This is a genomic window from Chitinimonas taiwanensis DSM 18899, from assembly GCF_900119825.1.
GTDB lineage: Bacteria > Pseudomonadota > Gammaproteobacteria > Burkholderiales > Chitinimonadaceae > Chitinimonas > Chitinimonas taiwanensis.
This window is the reverse complement of record NZ_FPKR01000002.1, coordinates 251,681-269,567: the sequence shown is the minus strand read 5'-3', so window position 1 is coordinate 269,567 and position 17,887 is coordinate 251,681. Positions and strand designations below refer to the sequence as shown.

Annotated in this window: 13 protein-coding genes; 7 read left to right on the top strand and 6 right to left on the bottom strand. The window is 61.7% G+C overall.

Features of this window, described 5'->3' with window-relative positions; genetic code table 11:
* Positions 1-68: 68 nt before the first annotated feature.
* On the top strand, positions 69-1,010 hold the full coding sequence (locus BT173_RS03140; RefSeq protein WP_072427165.1) for a LysR family transcriptional regulator: 942 nt from the start codon (positions 69-71) through the stop codon (positions 1,008-1,010).
* A 172-nt stretch (positions 1,011-1,182) separates the two neighbouring features.
* On the opposite strand, the gene BT173_RS03135 is transcribed toward BT173_RS03140, so the two are convergent.
* On the bottom strand, positions 1,183-6,147 hold the full coding sequence (locus tag BT173_RS03135) for a PDDEXK-like endonuclease domain-containing protein (RefSeq protein WP_139256023.1): 4,965 nt from the start codon (positions 6,145-6,147) through the stop codon (positions 1,183-1,185).
* A 451-nt stretch (positions 6,148-6,598) separates the two neighbouring features.
* Positions 6,599-7,912, bottom strand: a complete 1,314-nt coding sequence (locus BT173_RS03125) for a DUF4124 domain-containing protein (RefSeq protein WP_072427162.1) — start codon at positions 7,910-7,912, stop codon at positions 6,599-6,601.
* 315 nt (positions 7,913-8,227) lie between these two features.
* Here BT173_RS03125 and BT173_RS03120 point away from each other — a divergent pair, with 315 nt between their 5' ends.
* The 3 genes from BT173_RS03120 (at position 8,228) to BT173_RS03110 (ending at position 10,581) form a co-directional block, all read left to right on the top strand.
* The gene (locus tag BT173_RS03120) at positions 8,228-9,436 is read left to right on the top strand and encodes an RtcB family protein (RefSeq protein ID WP_072427161.1); all 1,209 of its coding nucleotides are present in this window, start codon (positions 8,228-8,230) and stop codon (positions 9,434-9,436) included.
* Positions 9,437-9,468: 32 nt separating this feature from the next.
* The gene (locus BT173_RS03115) at positions 9,469-9,672 is read left to right on the top strand and encodes a hypothetical protein (protein ID WP_072427160.1); all 204 of its coding nucleotides are present in this window, start codon (positions 9,469-9,471) and stop codon (positions 9,670-9,672) included.
* 132 nt (positions 9,673-9,804) lie between these two features.
* Positions 9,805-10,581, top strand: a complete 777-nt coding sequence (locus BT173_RS03110; RefSeq protein ID WP_072427159.1) for a ferredoxin--NADP reductase — start codon at positions 9,805-9,807, stop codon at positions 10,579-10,581.
* 65 nt (positions 10,582-10,646) lie between these two features.
* Here the strand turns inward: BT173_RS03110 and BT173_RS03105 are convergent, their stop codons facing one another.
* Complete coding sequence (locus BT173_RS03105; RefSeq protein ID WP_072427158.1) at positions 10,647-11,888, bottom strand: glycosyltransferase; 1,242 nt, start codon at positions 11,886-11,888, stop codon at positions 10,647-10,649.
* Between the two features lie 516 nt (positions 11,889-12,404).
* Between BT173_RS03105 and BT173_RS03100 the strand changes: the two genes are divergently transcribed.
* Positions 12,405-13,532 (top strand): aromatic ring-hydroxylating oxygenase subunit alpha, encoded by a 1,128-nt coding sequence (locus BT173_RS03100; protein WP_072427157.1) that lies wholly within the window; start codon positions 12,405-12,407, stop codon positions 13,530-13,532.
* 81 nt (positions 13,533-13,613) lie between these two features.
* On the opposite strand, the gene map is transcribed toward BT173_RS03100, so the two are convergent.
* On the bottom strand, positions 13,614-14,411 hold the full coding sequence (map, locus tag BT173_RS03095; RefSeq protein WP_072427156.1) for a type I methionyl aminopeptidase: 798 nt from the start codon (positions 14,409-14,411) through the stop codon (positions 13,614-13,616).
* Positions 14,408-14,632, bottom strand: a complete 225-nt coding sequence (locus tag BT173_RS03090; RefSeq protein ID WP_072427155.1) for a ParD-like family protein — start codon at positions 14,630-14,632, stop codon at positions 14,408-14,410. The genes map and BT173_RS03090 overlap by 4 nt, the downstream gene beginning before the upstream one ends.
* Before the next feature lie 155 nt (positions 14,633-14,787).
* On the opposite strand from BT173_RS03090, the gene BT173_RS03085 reads away from it, so the two are divergent.
* Together BT173_RS03085 and BT173_RS03080 are read left to right on the top strand one after the other, a co-directional pair.
* Positions 14,788-15,390 (top strand): LysE family translocator, encoded by a 603-nt coding sequence (locus BT173_RS03085; RefSeq protein ID WP_072427154.1) that lies wholly within the window; start codon positions 14,788-14,790, stop codon positions 15,388-15,390.
* A gap of 160 nt (positions 15,391-15,550) precedes the next feature.
* Positions 15,551-16,762 (top strand): O-succinylhomoserine sulfhydrylase, encoded by a 1,212-nt coding sequence (locus BT173_RS03080; protein ID WP_308417550.1) that lies wholly within the window; start codon positions 15,551-15,553, stop codon positions 16,760-16,762.
* A gap of 61 nt (positions 16,763-16,823) precedes the next feature.
* Here the strand turns inward: BT173_RS03080 and BT173_RS03075 are convergent, their stop codons facing one another.
* On the bottom strand, positions 16,824-17,768 hold the full coding sequence (locus BT173_RS03075) for a DegV family protein (protein WP_072427153.1): 945 nt from the start codon (positions 17,766-17,768) through the stop codon (positions 16,824-16,826).
* Between the last annotated feature and the right edge of the window lie 119 nt (positions 17,769-17,887).

Below are 17,887 nucleotides of genomic sequence, written 5' to 3'. Positions count from 1 at the left end.
GGGATTATCCATTCATGCATTCAGGGCGATAATGATCTGAAATGGAATAGCACCTGTGCTGGAAAGGCATGAATATGCAGATCGATAGCCTGCCCGATATGGCCGTGTTTGCCCGCGTGGTGGAGGCGGGCAGCTTCTCGGCCGCCGCGCGCCAGCTGGGTAGCACGCCCTCGGCCGTCAGCCGCCAGGTGGCGCGCCTGGAAGGCCAGCTGCGCGTGCGCCTGCTGGAACGCACCACGCGCAAGCTGCGCCTGACCGAAGCCGGCAGCGCCGCCTATGGCCGCTGCCAGGCCATGCTGGCCGCCGCGCGCGAAGTGTGGGCGCTGGCCGATGCCGACGCAGCCACCCCGCGCGGCCTCTTGCGCGTAAGCATGCCCAAGGCGGTCGGCCGCCAGGTCATCCACCCGCTGATGGCCGGCTTTCTGGCCCAATACCCGGAGGTGGACGTGCAGCTGGTCATTACCGACCGCACGGTCGACCTGTACCAGGAGGCCATTGACCTCGCCATCCGTATCACCGACGCCCCACCGCCCGGCCTGGCCGGCCGCCCGCTGATGCCGATACGCCACCTGCTGGCCGCCAGCCCCGCCTATCTGGCCGCCAACGGCACACCGCAACAGCCGCGCGACCTGGCCGCACATAGCTGCCTGTACCTGGGCGAAGACGAGCGCGACCGCCACTGGCGCTTCCGACGCGGCAACGAAAGCGCCGAAGTGGCCGTGCGCGGCCGCTATGTAGCCAACCACAGCGAGGTACGCCTGGAAGGCGCCCTGGCCGGCCTCGGCATCGCCAGCCTGCCCGAATTCGCCGCCCGCACCGCACTGGCGCGTGGCGAACTGCACACCGTGCTAGCCGACTGGGAACACCTGACCGACTACGCCGGCACCGCCTGGCTGCTCTACCCGAGCAACCGCTTTCTGCCGGCCAAGCTCAGGGTGTGGATTGATTATGTGGTGGGGTGCTTGGGGAGTGATGGGGCAGGGGGGCAGCTTGAGAGACGCGCTGGCTGATGTGTGCAAGGTGGTATGTCTATTTTCTGGACGGAGACACTCAGCCAGGGTTGATTCGACTATGACGGGCTGTTGCTCGGCCTTAGCGGCCATTGGCCTTGGTTCCAAAGATAGGCGGCAATCTGCCCAACAGCCACCATTCAGCCATTGCCCTCGTTGAGCGACCAATTTCCTAGGCAAACTCAACAAAGTCCCCAGAAATCTGGATGTGGCTGTCTCGGAGTTCAGCGCTGAGTTCGTCGAGCAACTGTTGCCGAACATTTCTTCCAAGGCGCTGAAATCCTTGTGCCTTCGCGCGTTCCCGCAGGACATCCTCAAGCAGGACACGTCCACCGTTTCGCATTAGATAAATTTTGAGGTCAGATTTTGGCGCCATCACAGACACTTCCGGCTGCTCGTAACTCACTTCGGGCGCGAACATTTCCGAAGTCACCTCTGCGTTTGCCCTAGGTGTAGTGAAATCACAGGCGATGAGGTTATCCAACTCGTAGATGAGCGACATGTCGTCCGTTCCCTCATTCCCGATTGAAGCTTCTTTCGGAATTTCGAGTTCAGCCAGGCGCTCGAAAACGGGTTGCATCGCCGCCTCCGCATCACGATAGAAAGCGCTGCCGCGAATGCGCGCGAATTGCCAACCAAGACGCTCGAGAATCGTCTGCCGCTCGATGTCTTCAGCGAGCTTTTCAAAGGGATGATAACGGTCACCATCACACTCGACTGCGAGGCGACGACCACCGCCTTCAACAACGATGTCGATACGGTAGTATCCCACTTCGACCTGGGTCTTCACGCGGTATCCAGCATCCGTCAGCAGCTTCAGCACCGCACGCTCGAAGGGGGACTCCGTCTTTCCAACCTCGCGATGGTATTCACGAAGAGATGCTAGCGGGTCCTTGATGTGTTGCATCAGTCGCAAGCGCATGTCTCCGGGCTTCAGATGCAGGTCCGGGTCAAACGAATGCACCACAAACAGCTGGTCTCGCGCCCGGCTTACGGCCACGTTGTAGCGCTTCTTGAGCAACTCAAAAGCGCCTTCACCGGTCAGGCGCATTGGCCCCTCGTCTTCGGGGCTGTCCAGCATCGAGAGGAGTATGACATCACGTTCGTCGCCCTGAAACTCGCTTGAACTTCCTGCGAGGATGCGCCTACGCTCGATTTCGGTGCCGGGGATTTCCTTGAGGATGAGCGACTGGATTGCCAAGGTTTGCTGGTCGCCAACCATACCAATGACGCCGATGGTTTTTTCGGCATACGCTGGGTGGGCAATCATCGCCTTAATCAAATCGACGATGCGGCGAGCTTCGGCCTTGTTGACGTGTCCGTCCCGACGGCCATCAACCCGAACGCCAACGCATGCCGGTTTGAGGTGCGCTGAGTTGGATTCGCGCAGTGGCTTAATTTTTCCGTCGTAGGAAAGTTGGTTCGAGAAGGCGATGATTTCCGGCACGCACCGGAAATGTTCAACCAATCGAATACCGTCCCCAAAGGACTGCCGGCCAATGTCGTAAATAGAGAACCTCGCGTCAAACAGGTGCGAGTTCGGAATGTCCTCAAGAATCTGCTTTCGAAGGTTGTCCAGCAGCGCCTGTCCTTGACCGACCCCGAGAGGGGTTACCTGCTCATGGTCGCCCACAATGATGACCTGCTTGCCGAGGTACATTGGAATTAGCGCGTTCAAGTCAGCCTGACTCGCTTCATCGATAACGACGACGTCAAACCGCGTCGTCCGCGGGTCAAAGTTTTCTGCGACCAGAGAAATAGGCATTACCCAAACGGGGACAGCGCCAGCAGCGCGGGCCATCAATTTCCTCGCCTCTGCAAGGAGCATCTGACGCCGGTCCTGCTGCCGAGTGGAGATAAGCGCCTTCGCCGTATCCAGCCATCCAACCAGACACTGTCGAATTGAATTGTTCTGCTTCAGGCGCTCCAGCTGTTTTCCCCAAGCCTTCGCATCAATCAGCCATACGGTCACTTCCCTGAGTGTGGCCTCAACCTTGTCGATTTCACGCTGAATTTCGTTAGCGCTAAGGGCATCTCGAGCCACAAGCTCGTCATTAAGTTGTCGCCAAATCCAGCCAGCAGGAATGTCGCCAGGAATTTGCTCAGTATCGTGAGGAGATGTCCGCGTCTGGATAAGTTGAGACCATACCGGTGCGACCATTTCCAAGCGCTTCAGTAAGTCGCTCCGTTCCGAGACCAGCGGCTTTACGGTTTGGAGCCGGCGCGCGTATTCAAGAGCTGTGTCGTAGCTGGCGGTATCTCTTGCACGCAAAGCAGTCACGATTCGTCCGAGACAGCCCGTGTTGTTTTCGCTCGGGTCCAAGGAGAGCGCTAAGCGCTCGATTTCCGCAATACCGGCCTCGCATTCCGCCAGCTTGCGCCGCCCAACTTCGGCCGTCATGAGCGGTGGCAGCATACTCGAGGCCAATGTCTCGATGACTTGATATTCGGTGATTTGAGACGCCTGGCGCGGAATCAAACCGAACAGGTCGTTCAGCTTCACGCCTTCTCCCACCAGTCGTTCTGCCAGCGGTTTCCATACACGGTCGTGCCACTCGAGGCAACGCTGCATTTCCGGAATAAGCGCTCGGCAAGACTGCTCGGGCACCATGCCAAGGCTCGCAAAAGGCTGTTGGATGTGCTGTCCAATCAGCTGGTCCCAAAGCGGTTGGACTGACTCGCGAGCGTGTTCCAGTTCGACCAATGCTCGAAGCGCGGCGAAATGGTCCGTGTGGTTAGGCTCACCTGCCGAGACGGTGGCAGTCTTGATGAACTGCTTCCACTCGCCTCGCGTGACCAAATTAAAGAAACCGAGTTTTCCGCCATTCTCAAGATGCTCGCAGATTTCAACGACCACCTTCTTCTGAATGACGACCGGCATGCCAGTCGCCAGCTTCGGCTGGTGGTGCAGCATGAGTGCATGCTTACCCTGAGCTTCTGCGCCACCATTAATTTGCTCGATGAGCTTCAGCCAAACATCCTTCGCCGTGCCGCCATGGATGCCCGCAACAATGGCAAATGGCCGCCAGGACTGCTGGCGCAGCTCGTCCGAAAACTCAATGCCAAGGTCGAGCATCAATTGCGCGAGCGTCTCGCTACTGCCTTTGCCTGGTGTATTCCAGCGCTCCTGGCCAACCGTCAGGTCAGTGGTGGTGAGATTGTTGTATTCCGTTACCATCACCCTGAATTGGCGCTCGCTAGGCAAGCACGCAATATCTGGCAGCGGTTTCAGCGCATCTTGCTCCTCCAATACGGAGAAATGAGCACCCAAACTGTAGAGGCGGGCAAACTCCTGGAGAGATAAGGGGAGGCTGGCGCCCAATTTGACCGGCGATGGAATCCACGATGCGGACACCTTGTTGTCACGGACATGCCGAGCTGCCTCAGCTGGGGAAAAGGCGCGGTCGCCAACCTTGATTTCGCGATATTCGTTTTCGAGGGCCTGCCGCAACTTCTGCTTGAGGCTGCGCTTCTTGCTTAACAGCTCTTTACGCTGTTGTTCAAATTGCTGGGCTTTTGCGAGCAGCGACTCAGCCGAGTCGTGAGTCATCCGCTCCGTGATGGAGCCAATCGCTGTTTCCAGTTGCTGGCGAGCGCCTTGGTCGCTGCCAAGCACGGATACTGCTAATGGCCGGAGCATCTCCGGCACTTTGTCGCGGACGACGCGCAGCGCCTTAGCCGTCTGGGCGGTGACCAGGATGGACTTGCCTTGAGCCAGTAGATGGCTAATGACGTTACCAATTGTATGGGTCTTGCCAGTACCAGGGGGGCCTTGAACGATTACGGAACCGCTCTTGGAGAGCTTCCGGATGATTTGCAGCTGCTCTTCGTTGGCCTCTTTAGCCAGAAGAATCTCATCGTCCGATACTGACGAATCCTCGCCAGCCCCTGTCCCGTAGCCTTGTGCGCACCCGCCAGTGCTGCCATCACCAATGGTCTCTGGCGCCCAATCGTCTAGTGTCCCCGTAATTTGGCCTAATGCTGGCGAAAAGACAGTCTGGTTATCGATGTCCTCGATGATGGCGTTCACGAAATTGCCGAGGCCCGCGCTTCGCTTCCGAAGGAACAAGACGGTGTCCCGATACATGCGCGGGGTCGAGGTCGCGTCATCCGTAGGTGGTTCCTCGAGGAATTCACCCTTGATGGGGGAAACCGTCTGAATGAATGCCTTGAGGTAGGCCGTCGTGTCTTGCCACCCAAGGGGGTGGTAGCCGGCTTTCTCGAGTTCGTTGCTGCGATTCCGAATTGAAACCGGCAGCACCTCTTTCAGGTCAGTGAAGAGGCTGTTGTACAACTCTGGTTCGCGCTCGGTCTCGCAGACAACGAACTCTGGGACTTCGGCGTCGAAACGGATTTCCACGCGCTTGAGAAGAATTGGATGGCTGATGCGAACCGTCGTCTCTTCTGTGCTCGACATCGTGGACCAAAGCAGTTGGCCATCGCCAAGCATCAATTCCAGTTCTTCGCCGTCCTTTTCGATGGACGCATAGATATCGTAGAACTTCTCGTAGAAGGACATCGCAGAGCGCGCTGCAATCTCCGGCCCCACCCAGGCCGAGCGCTGTTCCAACCATGCAGTGTAGTTTGCGACTCGCTCTCGGTCCGCATCGAAACGTACTGTCCTGGTGACGCTCAATATCTCATGTACTTCCGGAGGCTTGCCTGGGAGGTCCCAGCCTTCCTTCAGCCAAGACGCAATACTCAGTGGTGGCTCAACGACGCCAGCTTCTCTAGTCGCTTGGCTACGATTGGCTTGGTATTGGCGGAGCGCTTCCACTCGACCGGCCTCATCATCAAAACGCTGAGTCGTCGAGACATTCAGGCTTTGGACTACTTCGGGTGTCTTGGCGGGGTCGTCAAATCCCGGGGCGAGCCACTGGAGCAATGACGTAGGCGGTTTGGGGCAGGGCGTCAGGTTCGGGCGCCGGATGCGAATCAAGACTTCGGGTATTTCCTGGGTCGTATCGGAGGTGCGGACCGGCCGAAAGAGTTGCATGCTGGGATGCTCGGGCATATCCGCCAAGCGAATGACTTTCACCTGTTCGGCCAGCTTCCGAATTGGCCTGTAACGGAGCTGATTTGCCTCTTTTAAGAACTGATAAAGCTGACGTACTTTGTTTTTTGTCGAATCGTTCAACACATCACCCAGAACGCATGGCGGAGCGCCGATAAAAGGCTTGCCGCAGTAATTAATTAACCGCTCAAATCATACGTCATCGAGTCGTTACTCGGTAGCGTCCGGCAAAAGGCTTCCGCCTCAACATGTCGCTTAAATCCCAGCCCTCTAAGGAGAAGCAGGACATTCAGTTTGAATCGCCCCCGCTTCAGTAGACTGTTTTGAGAGTCTGCATTGCGACCTAAATCGGCCACAGAGAGAAAAGCAGCTAGATGGCAGCTTTGGCCGATAAGCCGTCACCGACGATGCGCACCCTAGCCGCTGAACTCCCCCCGCCCCGCGCTTTCGTCTGCCATCCCCCACATCGCAACACGACTAGGCAAGTTGGTGTGCCGTTTTGGGGGTATACGGCCCGCAATGATGCTGCACCATTCCCTAAGCCAACATTTGCGCATCGGGTAGGCGCAACCCCCTAAGGCTGCCGTGCCGAATAGCTGAGCGTGGCTTTGCCACTGTTGAAGTTGTAGTGCCAGACCTGCTCGACCACGCCGGCTTCGATGCGTACCAGTGCCACCTCGGGCGAGCTGGCGTACAGGGCCAGGCGTGGCATCGATTCATTGCCGCGGTCGTAGCCGCGGCCAAAGCCGCTCAGCTGGTCGAGGATGCGGCGGGTGGTTTGTAGCTGGCAGGCGTGGCTGAGGAAGACCAGGCTGCCCTCGCTGGACCAGCCCATATAGCGGTCGGCCTTGGCGTCGTAGCTGAGTGCGTTCAGGTCGAGGTTGTCCAGCGAGCGGTAGTCGAGCCATTTGCCGCTGCGTGCATTGAAGCGATACAGTAAGCCTTCGCCGCCCAGGCTGCTCAAGGTCACGATATGGCGGCGCGTGTCGTAGGCAAGCGCGGTGGGCCAGGATAGGCGCGGGAAGGTGCCCGGCAGTGCAAAGCTTTCGCGCTTGCCGCTGCGGCGCTCGCTACGCACCAGTTGGTCGTTCTCCAGCGTGTACATCACCTTGCCGGTCTCGTCCCAGGTTTGCAGGCCGATATCGCGATAGCCCTGCTTGCGGCCGCTGTGCGGGCCGTTGACGGTCCAGGGCTCCAGCTGCTGCTCGGTGTTCCATAGCCCGAATTCCAGCTGCGATGGCAGGTTTTGCGCCGCCGGGCCTTGCAGCGTCAGCATCGGGTTGGGGGCGTCTGGCTGGCGAATGCTGACTTGGCGCGCCAGGCTGTAGGCGCCATGAAAGCTGTCGACGCTGCTGCGGCCAAACCAGCCATTCAGGTGCGCGAGTATCTGCACGAAGTGCTTGTTGTCGGCCTCGTAGCTATACGGCAGCGTCACCGGGTAGCGCGCGGCCTTGCCGGCTTTGACGCTGGCTTCGCCGTCCGAGGCGGTTTTGCTGTACAGCACGGCGCTCAGCTGGGTACGCGCGCTGGGCACCACCAGCCAGTCGATGGCGTGGTAGCTGCTCAGCACCAGCAGCACGCGCTTACCGGGCCGATCCAGGTCCACCCGGACCTGGCGTGTCTCGGATTCATAGCCCGAGACCAGCACGATTTCGGCGCCTGCGGCCAGTGCGCGTGGCGGGCCGGGCGGAATGCTGGGCTCTGGCAGGGCGATGTCGGCCAGCGTGTCGCTGCGCGTGGCGGCCTTGCTGGGTGGGCTTTTCAGTGGTGGTGTGGCGCCAGGGCAGGGGTTGTCCTGGTAACTGATTTCGCCCTTGTGCAGGCATTGGTAGACGGTGGCGCTGGCGGGCAAGGCAAGCAGCGGCAAGAGCAGGATCAATAGGCGCATGGTGTGGGTAGGTGAGGCGGCGGGGCAGAATGGGCGGCGATGATACGGCCGATTGGCGCTGCTGCGTGCTTTGCGGGTGCTTGACGACCCGCGCAGCCCTGTTCAACAAAGCCGCTCCGATCAACGCCTAGCCTTCAGAAGGAGAACCCGCATGACCCACGCCGCCTCTCCCGCTTTTACGCGCTGACCCTGATTCCGCCACTGGCGCACGGGGTCTGTTGCCCCTTGCGCCGGTTGCCCTGAAAAGCCCCGGCCTGTCCGGGGCTTTTTCATTCCGTTTTGCCTTGGGCGGCGGAATGCAGGAAATCAATACTTATGCCTATTTTGCAAACCCTGGCCGGCCAACAGGTGCCGGTCAAAATCTGGACCGACGAGATTGAATTCGCCGCGATCCAGCAACTGAAGAACGTGGCCGCGCTGCCGATCGTGCGCGGCCATATTGCCGCCATGCCCGATGTACACCTGGGCATTGGCGCCACCGTCGGTTCGGTCATTCCCACCCGGGCGGCCATTATCCCGGCCGCCGTGGGCGTGGATATTGGCTGCGGCATGAATGCGGTGCGCACCACGCTGACGGCCAGCGACCTGCCCGACAGCCTGGCGCGCCTGCGCTCGGCCGTGGAAGCCACGGTGCCGGTGGGCTTTGCCCAGCATGCCTGGGACAAGGTGCGCGGCAGCAAGCACCAGCGCGCGGCGCGGCCGCTGGACGACCGCCTCGACCGCATTGTCGGCAAGCATCCGGGCCTGATGAAGATGCAGCGCCAGTTTGCGCAGAGCTGGATCTGCCAGATTGGCACGCTGGGCGGTGGCAATCACTTCATCGAACTCTGCCTCGACGAGGCGCAGCGGGTGTGGATCATGCTGCATTCGGGCAGCCGGGGTACCGGCAATGTGATTGGCCGCTACTTCATTGAAGCTGCACGCAAGGATATGCAGCGCCACCAGCAACAGCTGCCCGACCGAGACCTGGCCTACTTCAGCGCCGGTTCCAGCCTGTTCGATGACTATGTGGAGGCGGTGGACTGGGCGCAGGACTACGCGCTGACCAACCGGCGCGAAATGATGCGCCTGGTGGTGGAGGCGCTGCAGGCCCACCTGCCACCCTTCAAGCTCAGCGATGAGGCGATCAACTGCCATCACAACTATGTGCAGCAGGAGACCCACTTCGGCGAAAAGCTGTTCATCACCCGCAAGGGTGCCATCTCGGCCCAAGCGGGCGAGCTGGGCATCATTCCCGGTTCGATGGGGGCGAAGAGCTTTATCGTGCGCGGGCTGGGCAATCCCGAGTCCTTCTGCTCGTGCTCGCACGGCGCGGGCCGACGCATGAGCCGTAGCGAGGCCAAGCGCCGTTTTGACCAGTTCGACTTGCGCGAGCAGACCGCCGGGGTGGAGTGCCGTAAGGATGGCGGCGTGGTGGACGAGATTCCGGCCGCCTATAAGGACATCGATACCGTGATGGCGCAGCAGACCGATCTGGTCGAGATTGTGCATACCCTCAAACAAGTGATGTGCATCAAGGGCTAGGCCCTACCCAACCGAGCAAGAGGAGCAAGCGCATGAAGAAAACCAAGCTGACCGTGGTGCTACCGGCATCCAAACCGCGCAACCCGGTGGCGCTGGCCGCACGCCAGCGCCAGGCGGGAGCACATGATAAAGGCGAGAAGACCCGGCGCCGCGATGCGCGCCAAGCCTTGCACAAGGCACTCAAACAAGGGCGGGAGGATTTCTCGCCCTTTTTCATGCCTGCTTGCGGTCAGTAATACTTGAGCCGGATCAAGCTAAGCCGGTTTATTCCAAAACGCTGGATGCAAATGCCTGAATGTGTGGAGGAAAGTTCTAATAATTTGCTAGAATTGCCGCCTGCCAATAACAGCTGTTCTCATCTACTACCCATGTCCACGATCGCCACCGAACGCGTCCTGAGCGTCCATCACTGGAACGACACCCTGTTCAGCTTCACCACCACGCGCGACCCGGGTCTGCGTTTTGAGAACGGCCATTTCGTGATGATCGGCCTGCAGGTGAACGACCGCCCGCTGATGCGCGCCTACTCGATCGCCAGCGCCAATTACGAAGAGCATTTGGAATTCTTCAGCATCAAGGTGCCGAACGGCCCGCTGACTTCGCGCCTGCAGCACCTGAAGGTGGGCGACGAATTGCTGGTCAGCCGCAAGCCCACCGGCACCCTGGTGGTCAGCGACCTGAAGCCGGGCAAGAACCTGTTCCTGTTTGGCACCGGCACTGGCCTTGCGCCCTTCATGTCCATCATCAAGGACCCGGAAACCTACGAACATTTTGAAAAGGTCATCCTGTTCCACGGTGTTCGCACGGTCAGCGAACTCGCCTATGCCGACTACATTCAGGAAGAGCTGCCCAAGAACGAGTTCTTCGGCGACATCATCCGCGAGAAGCTCATCTACTACCCAAGCGTGACCCGCGAGGAGTTCCGCAACCAGGGCCGTCTGACCGATCTGATCGAAAGCGGCAAGCTGTGCGCCGACCTGGGCCTGCCGCCGCTGAACCCGGAAACTGACCGCGCCATGATGTGCGGCAGCCCGAGCATGCTGAAGGACACCGCCGCACTGCTCGATGCACGCGGCTTCCAGGTTTCGCCGCGTATTGGCGTGCCGGGCGACTATGTGATCGAACGCGCCTTCGTGGAAAAGTAAGCCACGCGCTTCGCCGCGCGGTTTACCGCAGTGAAAAGCCCGTCTTGCGACGGGCTTTTTGCATTTCAGGCTCTCAGGCTCAGGATCTCGCTGGCGATGCGTTCGGCGGCCGGTGGCGCGCTTTGGCTGCGCTCGGCCAGCCGGTAGCAGGCATCGGCCACGCTGCGCGAGCGGCTCAGTTGCAGCAGCGCCTTGCTCCACTGGGCCACGCTGGCCGTGGGCGACACGCTCAGCCCAGCGCCCAGCGTGGCCAGCCGCGCGGCATTGTCGAACTGGTCGTGGGCGAAGGGGGTGATCAGCTGCGGCACGCCAGCCGCCACGCATTGCGCGAGCGTGCCAATGCCGCCGTGATGGACCATGACACTCAGATGCGGCAGCACCAGGTCGAACGGCACATAGGGCGTATGGCGCGCAAAGCTCGGTAGCTTGGCCGGCAGCTGTTCGCGGTAGGGCGTGATGAGCAGCGCGCGCAGGCCCAGGCTGTCGCAGGCGGCCAGTGCGCGTTCGAATAAGGGGGCGGCGTGTGCCATGGCAGAGCCGGGCGTGATGCCGACCACCGGCTGACCGGCGCTGAGAAAGCGTGTGAGCAGGGGGTCGAGCACCGTGCCGGCCGGCGCCGACCAGCGCGGGAAATCGGTGCATACGCTGTGTGCGGGCCAGTCGCGCTGCGGCGCGGCAAACCAGTCGGGAAACGCGCAGATCACCTTGTCGGGCGAGTTGGCCCACTGGCTGAGCACGCGCTTAACCGGTGGTAGGCCAAGTTCGCGACGCAGCTGGTTCAGTCCGGGGCGCAGCATGGGGTCGAGCGCGCTCGCTTCGATCAGCCTTTGCAGCGGGCCAGCCAGCCAGGGCGGCAGCTGGCGCAGTGCGGTCAGCCTCGGCCAGGCGGCCGGGTCGTGGGCGGAAAACAGGCAGGCAGGCGCCAGGTGCACGGTGGCGCCACGCAGCACCAGCTTTTCCTGCGCGAGGCGACTGTTCCAGGCCAGGGTGCTGCCCACCAGCAGGGTATCGGGCTGCGCATGCTGTTCGATTTGCACATAGGCGGCGCGCAGATTGCGCGCCAGATGCTGCGAGATCACCCCCAGACCCTTGCGCGGATGCCAGAGCAATGGGTCCTGCACAGCCTGCTCGTAGTCGGCACGCGTGCCCACCGGCAGAAAGCCCAACCCGGCCGCCTTGATGCGCTGCGCAAACCAGGGCGATGAGAGCAGGGTGACGGTTTCGCCGCGCGCCTGCAATGCCTGGCCAATGGCCAGGAAAGGGTAGACATCGCCGGCGCTGCCAAAGCAGGAAATCAGGATGGACATGGGGAATCGCGGTGAACGGTAGCGGGGACGGCAGGCGCTGAGGCGCTGCGGCGCGGCCCGTATTATCGCCAAACTGGCCGGGCTTGCCGCGAGCTTTTCTGCCCGGCCGGGTGGTGCGGCAGCAGGCACTTTGGTGGTTTCGGGCTGGTTTGTGGCTATGTCCCTAATCTATAAGACAAGTTTCGCGCATTTACGGGCTTTTCAGGCTTGCCCCTCCCGCGCATTTGGGCCACAATCCGCCCTCATTTTTAGCGCCGCGGCACCTCGCCCGGCGCGGGTATTAGGGCGCTTTCGGGCGCGCCTGGTGCTTGCCCCAAAGGGCCATGAGGCTAGGGAGGCGGGTCATCGGCCCCTCTCCGGCGCGGCGCAAAGCCGGGCCGACTCGTAATCCATCAAGGCAAGACGTTCTTAGACCTTCGGGTGTTGGGGCGCCGGTCTAGGAGTCTGAACCCGCTTTGCGGCAGGGCAGGCTTCGATGGGATTGCGCCTCACCCTGACTACTTGGGGGTGTGGGATATGTCCAACTTGGAATCTCGCAATCTGCTGCGCGCAGCTAACGCGCAACTGCCGGTCTCGGTCTATTTCGACGACGACTTCTACAAGCTCGAACAGGACATCCTCTTCGCCCATGGCCCCAAATATGTGGGGCATGAGCTGATGGTGCCCAATGTGGGCGACTATCAGGTGCTGGAGATGTACGACCGGGCGCGCATGCTCAAGCGCACCGAGGGCGGCGTGCAGCTGCTGTCGAATATCTGCCGCCATCGCCAGGCGCTGATGCTGGATGGGCGCGGCAATAACAATCACATCGTCTGCCCGCTGCACCGCTGGACCTACGACAACCAGGGCGTGCTGCTCGGTGCGCCGCATTTCCCGGAAAAGCCGTGCTTGAACCTGCCCAATACGCGGCTGCAAAGCTGGAACGGCATGCTGTTCGAACTCGGCACCGGCGGCCGCGATGTGGAGGCCGACCTGAAGGACCTCGGCGTTGCCAAGGACCTCGACTTCAGTAACTACATGCTGGCCGATGTGCAGGTCGATAGCTATGCGGGTAACTGGAAGACCTTTATCGAGGTGTATCTCGAGGACTACCACGTCGACCCCTTCCACCCGGGCCTGGGCCGCTTCGTTGAATGCGATGACCTGAAGTGGGAGTTTGCCGACTGGTATTCAGTGCAGACCGTGGGCATTCATAACGAGCTGGCGCGGGCTGGTTCGAAGTCCTATGCCGAGTGGCACAAGCAGGTGCTGGCCTTCAACCGTGGCGTGCTGCCCAAGCATGGCGCGATCTGGCTCACTTACTACCCGAATGTGATGGTCGAGTGGTATCCGCACACGCTGGTGATTTCCACTCTGCTGCCGGACGGCCCACGCAAGTACAAGAACATCGTCGAGTTCTACTACCCGGAAGAAGTGGTGCTGTTCGAACCCGAGTTCATGGCGGCCGAGCAGAAGGCCTACCAGGAGACCGCGGTCGAGGACATGGAGATCATCCGGCGCATGGAAGAGGGGCGCGAGCGCCTGTTCAAGGAAGGCCGCGATGAATTCGGCCCCTACCAGAGCCCGATGGAAGACGGCATGCTGCACTTCCACGAGTTCATGCGCCGCCAGATGGGCACCCATATCCCAGCCATGCGCGGCTAAGCGTTCGCTACCCGCCTGTGTGCAAAGCCCCCGTAGCGTTCAGCTAGCGGGGGCTTTGTTTTGGGGCCGGTAGCACGTGTGCTAACGGCCGATGGGCGGGTAGTCGCCGTAACCGTCCGGCCATGCAGTCAGTACCTCGAAACCGCTATCGGTGACTGCCACCATATGTTCCCACTGCGCCGAGAGCGAGCGGTCCAGCGTGACCACGGTCCAACCGTCGGCTAGCTGGCGCGTATCGCGCTTGCCAGCATTGATCATCGGTTCGATGGTGAACACCATGCCGGCGCGCAGCTTCATGCCCTGGCCGGGGCGGCCGTAGTGCAGCACGTCCGGTTCATCGTGGTAAACCCGGCCTATGCCATGGCCGCAGTAATCGCGCACCACGCTGAAGCCGGCCGCCTCGGCCACGGTCTGAATCGCATGGCCGATATCACCGAGGGTGGCACCGGGGCGCACCTGGTGGATGCCGGCACACAGGGCGTCGTAGGTGACCCGCACCAGGCGCTGCGCGAGCGGGCTGGGCTGGCCAACCACGAACATGCGGCTGGTGTCGCCAAACCAGCCATCCTTGATCAAGGCCACATCGACATTGACGATATCGCCGTCCTGCAGCGGCTTATCGGTGGGAATGCCATGGCAGACCACCTGATTGACCGAGGCGCAGATGGTTTTGGGATAGCCGTGGTAGCCGATATTGGCCGGCACGGCCTGCTGCACCTTGACGATATGGTCGTGGCACAGCTGGTCAAGCTGATTGGTGCTGATGCCGGGGCGGATATGCGCGGCCAGCATGCTGAGCACCTCGGCCGCCAGCTGGCCGGCACGGCGCGCCATGACAATCTCACTGGCGCTGTGAATGACCACCTGACGCCGGGTCATGCGCGCGCCCGCAGCATGGTGTTGGCATCGGCCGTGCTGGCCTGCTGTTCGGCTTCGATCAGCAGCTGGCAGATATCGCTATACGCCAGCTGCGGATGGCGCTCGGCCAACTGGCCTACGCGCAGCCAGTGCTCGGCCTGCGCGTTGATCGAGCGGCTCATCGCGCTGCTGGTGATGCGCAGCTGCTCATGCATCTGCTCGGAGATTTTGACAATGCCCATGCTCGCCCTTGAGATATATGAAACGTATATAAATCGTATATTGCCTGCTTTGCGGGCGGCTGGCCATTCGGGTTAGTGCTTAGCCAGGGCAGGGCGGCGCTGTCGGGGTGTGGCGCTGCTGCGCTACACTGGCCCGCTGTTCCCGAAAGCACATCATGACCGGCATCACCGACTTCCCCGCCTTCCTCTTGGCCTCCATCCTGCTGATCCTGTCGCCTGGGCCGGGCACGCTGTCCATCCTCGGTTCGGCCACGGCCTCGCGCCGGGCTGGCTTTGCCGCCCTGGCCGGCACCAGCACCGGCGATGCCATCCTGATGGCCGCTGCCGCGATTGGTGCGGCGGCGCTGCTGGTCAGCCATCCGTTTGCATTTACCGTGCTGAAGTACGGCGGTGGTGCTTATCTGGTTTGGCTGGGCATCAAGAGCCTGCTGGCGCGCGAGCAGGGCTTTGCCGTCACCCAGCCGGCCGAGGGCGATGCCTACCGGCGTAGCCTGCTGGTTACCCTGCTCAACCCCAAGGCCATCGTGTTCTTCATGGCCTTCTTTCCACAGTTCGTGCAGCCCGGCGCGGGTGCGAGCGCCTTCGTGCTGCTCGGCGCCGTGTTCATTACCCTGAACTGCTTGTTCCAGGCCCTGCTGATCAGCGGCGCTGGCGTGGTCATGCGCCATCTGGACCAGGCGCCGCATTACGCGCTGTGGGTGAATCGCGTGCTGGGCTGCGTGTTCATCCTGTTCGGCCTCAAGCTCGCGCTGGGCTGAGGGCCGCCGCGCCCATATGTAAAGACCCGCCGGCGCTTTGCCTGGTGGGCGGCAGGCCTGCTAGGCTTGCCGCCAACTGGCAGTGCAGGTGCCAGCCTGGACAGTCTGGCGGCTTCATGCCCCAAGCGTGCCTGTTCAGCCCCTGCCTGCCGCAGCTTGAATGCGCCTGACCGCCCCGAATCCGACCGAGATGCCGACCATGCAAGACGATTTCGAACTTCACCTTGAAACACTGGCGATTCGCGCCGGCCAGGAACGCAGCCAGTTTGGCGAGCACGCCGAAGCGCTCTACCTGACTTCCAGCTTCGTGGCCGATAACGCCGCCCAGGCCGCCGCCCGCTTTACCGGCGTGGAGCCGGGTTACATCTATTCGCGCTTCACCAACCCCACCGTCACCCAGTTCCAGGAAAGGCTGGCTGCGCTGGAAGGCGCCGAGGCCGCCGTGGCCACCGCCAGCGGCATGTCGGCCATCCTGGCCCTGTGCATGGGCCATCTGAAGGCCGGCGACCATATTCTCGCCTCGGCCGGCATGTTCGGCGCCACCATCCAGCTGTTTAACAACTGGCTGGGCAAGTTCGGTGTGAGCGCAAGCTATGTGGATGCCACCAACCCGGCTGCCTGGGCCGCCGCGGTCAAGCCGGAAACCCGCTTGTTCTATCTGGAAACCCCGTCCAACCCGCTGACCGAGGTGGCCGATATCGCCGCCATCGCCGCCGTGGCCCATGCCCATCAGGCGCTGATGGTGGTGGACAACTGCTTCTGCTCGCCTGCGCTGCAGCAGCCGCTCAAGCATGGCGCCGATCTGGTCATCCATTCGGCCACCAAGTACATCGACGGCCAGGGCCGCGTGCTCGGCGGCGCCGTGGTGGGCAGCAAGGCCTTGATCGAGCCGGTATACCAGTTCCTGCGCACCGCCGGCCCCACGCTGAGCGCCTTCAACGCCTGGGTGCTGACCAAGGGCCTGGAGACGCTGGGCATCCGCATGAAGGCGCATTGCGAGAACGCACTGGCGCTGGCCCAGTGGCTGGAAGCGCAGCCTGCGGTGGAAAAGGTCTATTACCCAGGCCTGCCTTCGCACCCGCAGCACGAGCTGGCCAAGCGCCAGCAAAGCGGTGGCGGCGGCGTGGTCTCGTTTGAACTGAAGGGCGGCAAGGACGCGGCCTGGAAGCTGATCGACGCGGTGCAATTGCTCAGCCGCACCGCCAACCTCGGTGATGTGAAGACCACCATCACCCATCCCTACACCACCACCCACGGCCGCATCAGCCCGGAAGCCAAGGCTGCCGCCGGCATACGCGAGGGCCTGGTACGCATCTCGGTCGGCCTCGAACACATCGAAGACATCCAACGCGACCTGGCCCGCGGCCTGTAAGGCGCAGCCAGCCAATGAAAAAAGCCACCGCGAGGTGGCTTTTTTCATTTGGACAGCGACCTTATTCGAAGCTGCTTTCCCGTTCCGAGGCGAAGCCGACCGACAGCGCGCCGATGCCGACGTTCACGCCGGCCGGCGTGCCCATTTCGGACAGCATGACCTTGACCCCGCGCATGCGCGCGGCCTCCAGCAGGCGCTGGTAACCGGACATGGCTTCCACCACGCTCGGTTCACCGCCATAGCTCACGCACACCACCGGGGCGAGCAGGCCGCCGTTGATCTGGGCGATGGCGGCGTCGAACAGCTTGTCGCAACCGACCTCGAAGCCGCGCACCTTGCCCACCGGGTGGGTGTCGCCACGGTAGGCACGCAGAATCGGCTTGATATCGAGCGCCGAGCCGAGCGCATAGGTCATGAAGCCCACGCTCTTGTCACCGCGCGAGCGCGCCTGGCTGCGCAGCTGGCCGAGGCCCGACGGCACCATGAAGGCCTGGGTGTGCTGGGTCAGCTTGTCGATATGGCGAATGATGTCGAGGGTGGAGGCGTCGGCAGCGATCAGGCGCGCGACTTCCGACACGATCAGGCCTTGGCCGGTGAACAGGCTGCAGCTGTCGAATACGCGCAGCGAGAACGGCGCCTTCACACCGGCTGCTTCGCGGATGGGGCGGTAGTCGTTCAGGATGCGCAGCGAGGCATGGGTGGCGTTTTCGAAGATCAGGCTACGGCTCTTCATCAGCGTGATGCAGAACACATAGTCGAATTCGAGCACCAGGCGACCGAGGAACAGCTCGCGGATCTGATCGGGGTTGAAGGGGCTGGAGCTGAGGCCGCCTTCACCGCGCGCAATTACATCGCGGTAGAAGGCCAGGGTGGCGTCGGGGTTGCGGTCGTCGATGAAATCGCCGTCCGGGCCGTGAATCGTGATCGGCATGATCACGATCTTGTGTTCATCAAGAAAGCGACGTGGCAGGTCGCAGCTCGAATCGGTAACGATGCCGATGCGCATGCAATATCTCCGGTGTGTTCATTGCTGAGCCGTCTGACGCGGCTTGGCAACAAGCCTAGCATGTCGAGCATTTGCTCGGCACCGGATGTGCAAGTTTTTGCTTATAAAGGCAAGCTGGC

What these genes read in the sequence shown, in the direction of transcription:
- BT173_RS03140 (WP_072427165.1), top strand. Translation starts at nt 69, where the DNA reads ATGAATATGCAGATCGATAGCCTGCCCGATATGGCCGTGTTTGCCCGC.
- BT173_RS03125 (WP_072427162.1), bottom strand. Translation starts at nt 7,912, where the DNA reads ATGCGCCTATTGATCCTGCTCTTGCCGCTGCTTGCCTTGCCCGCCAGC.
- BT173_RS03120 (WP_072427161.1), top strand. Translation starts at nt 8,228, where the DNA reads ATGCCTATTTTGCAAACCCTGGCCGGCCAACAGGTGCCGGTCAAAATC.
- BT173_RS03115 (WP_072427160.1), top strand. Translation starts at nt 9,469, where the DNA reads ATGAAGAAAACCAAGCTGACCGTGGTGCTACCGGCATCCAAACCGCGC.
- BT173_RS03110 (WP_072427159.1), top strand. Translation starts at nt 9,805, where the DNA reads ATGTCCACGATCGCCACCGAACGCGTCCTGAGCGTCCATCACTGGAAC.
- BT173_RS03105 (WP_072427158.1), bottom strand. Translation starts at nt 11,888, where the DNA reads ATGTCCATCCTGATTTCCTGCTTTGGCAGCGCCGGCGATGTCTACCCT.
- BT173_RS03100 (WP_072427157.1), top strand. Translation starts at nt 12,405, where the DNA reads ATGTCCAACTTGGAATCTCGCAATCTGCTGCGCGCAGCTAACGCGCAA.
- map (WP_072427156.1), bottom strand. Translation starts at nt 14,411, where the DNA reads ATGACCCGGCGTCAGGTGGTCATTCACAGCGCCAGTGAGATTGTCATG.
- BT173_RS03090 (WP_072427155.1), bottom strand. Translation starts at nt 14,632, where the DNA reads ATGGGCATTGTCAAAATCTCCGAGCAGATGCATGAGCAGCTGCGCATC.
- BT173_RS03085 (WP_072427154.1), top strand. Translation starts at nt 14,788, where the DNA reads ATGACCGGCATCACCGACTTCCCCGCCTTCCTCTTGGCCTCCATCCTG.
- BT173_RS03080 (WP_308417550.1), top strand. Translation starts at nt 15,551, where the DNA reads ATGCGCCTGACCGCCCCGAATCCGACCGAGATGCCGACCATGCAAGAC.
- BT173_RS03075 (WP_072427153.1), bottom strand. Translation starts at nt 17,768, where the DNA reads ATGCGCATCGGCATCGTTACCGATTCGAGCTGCGACCTGCCACGTCGC.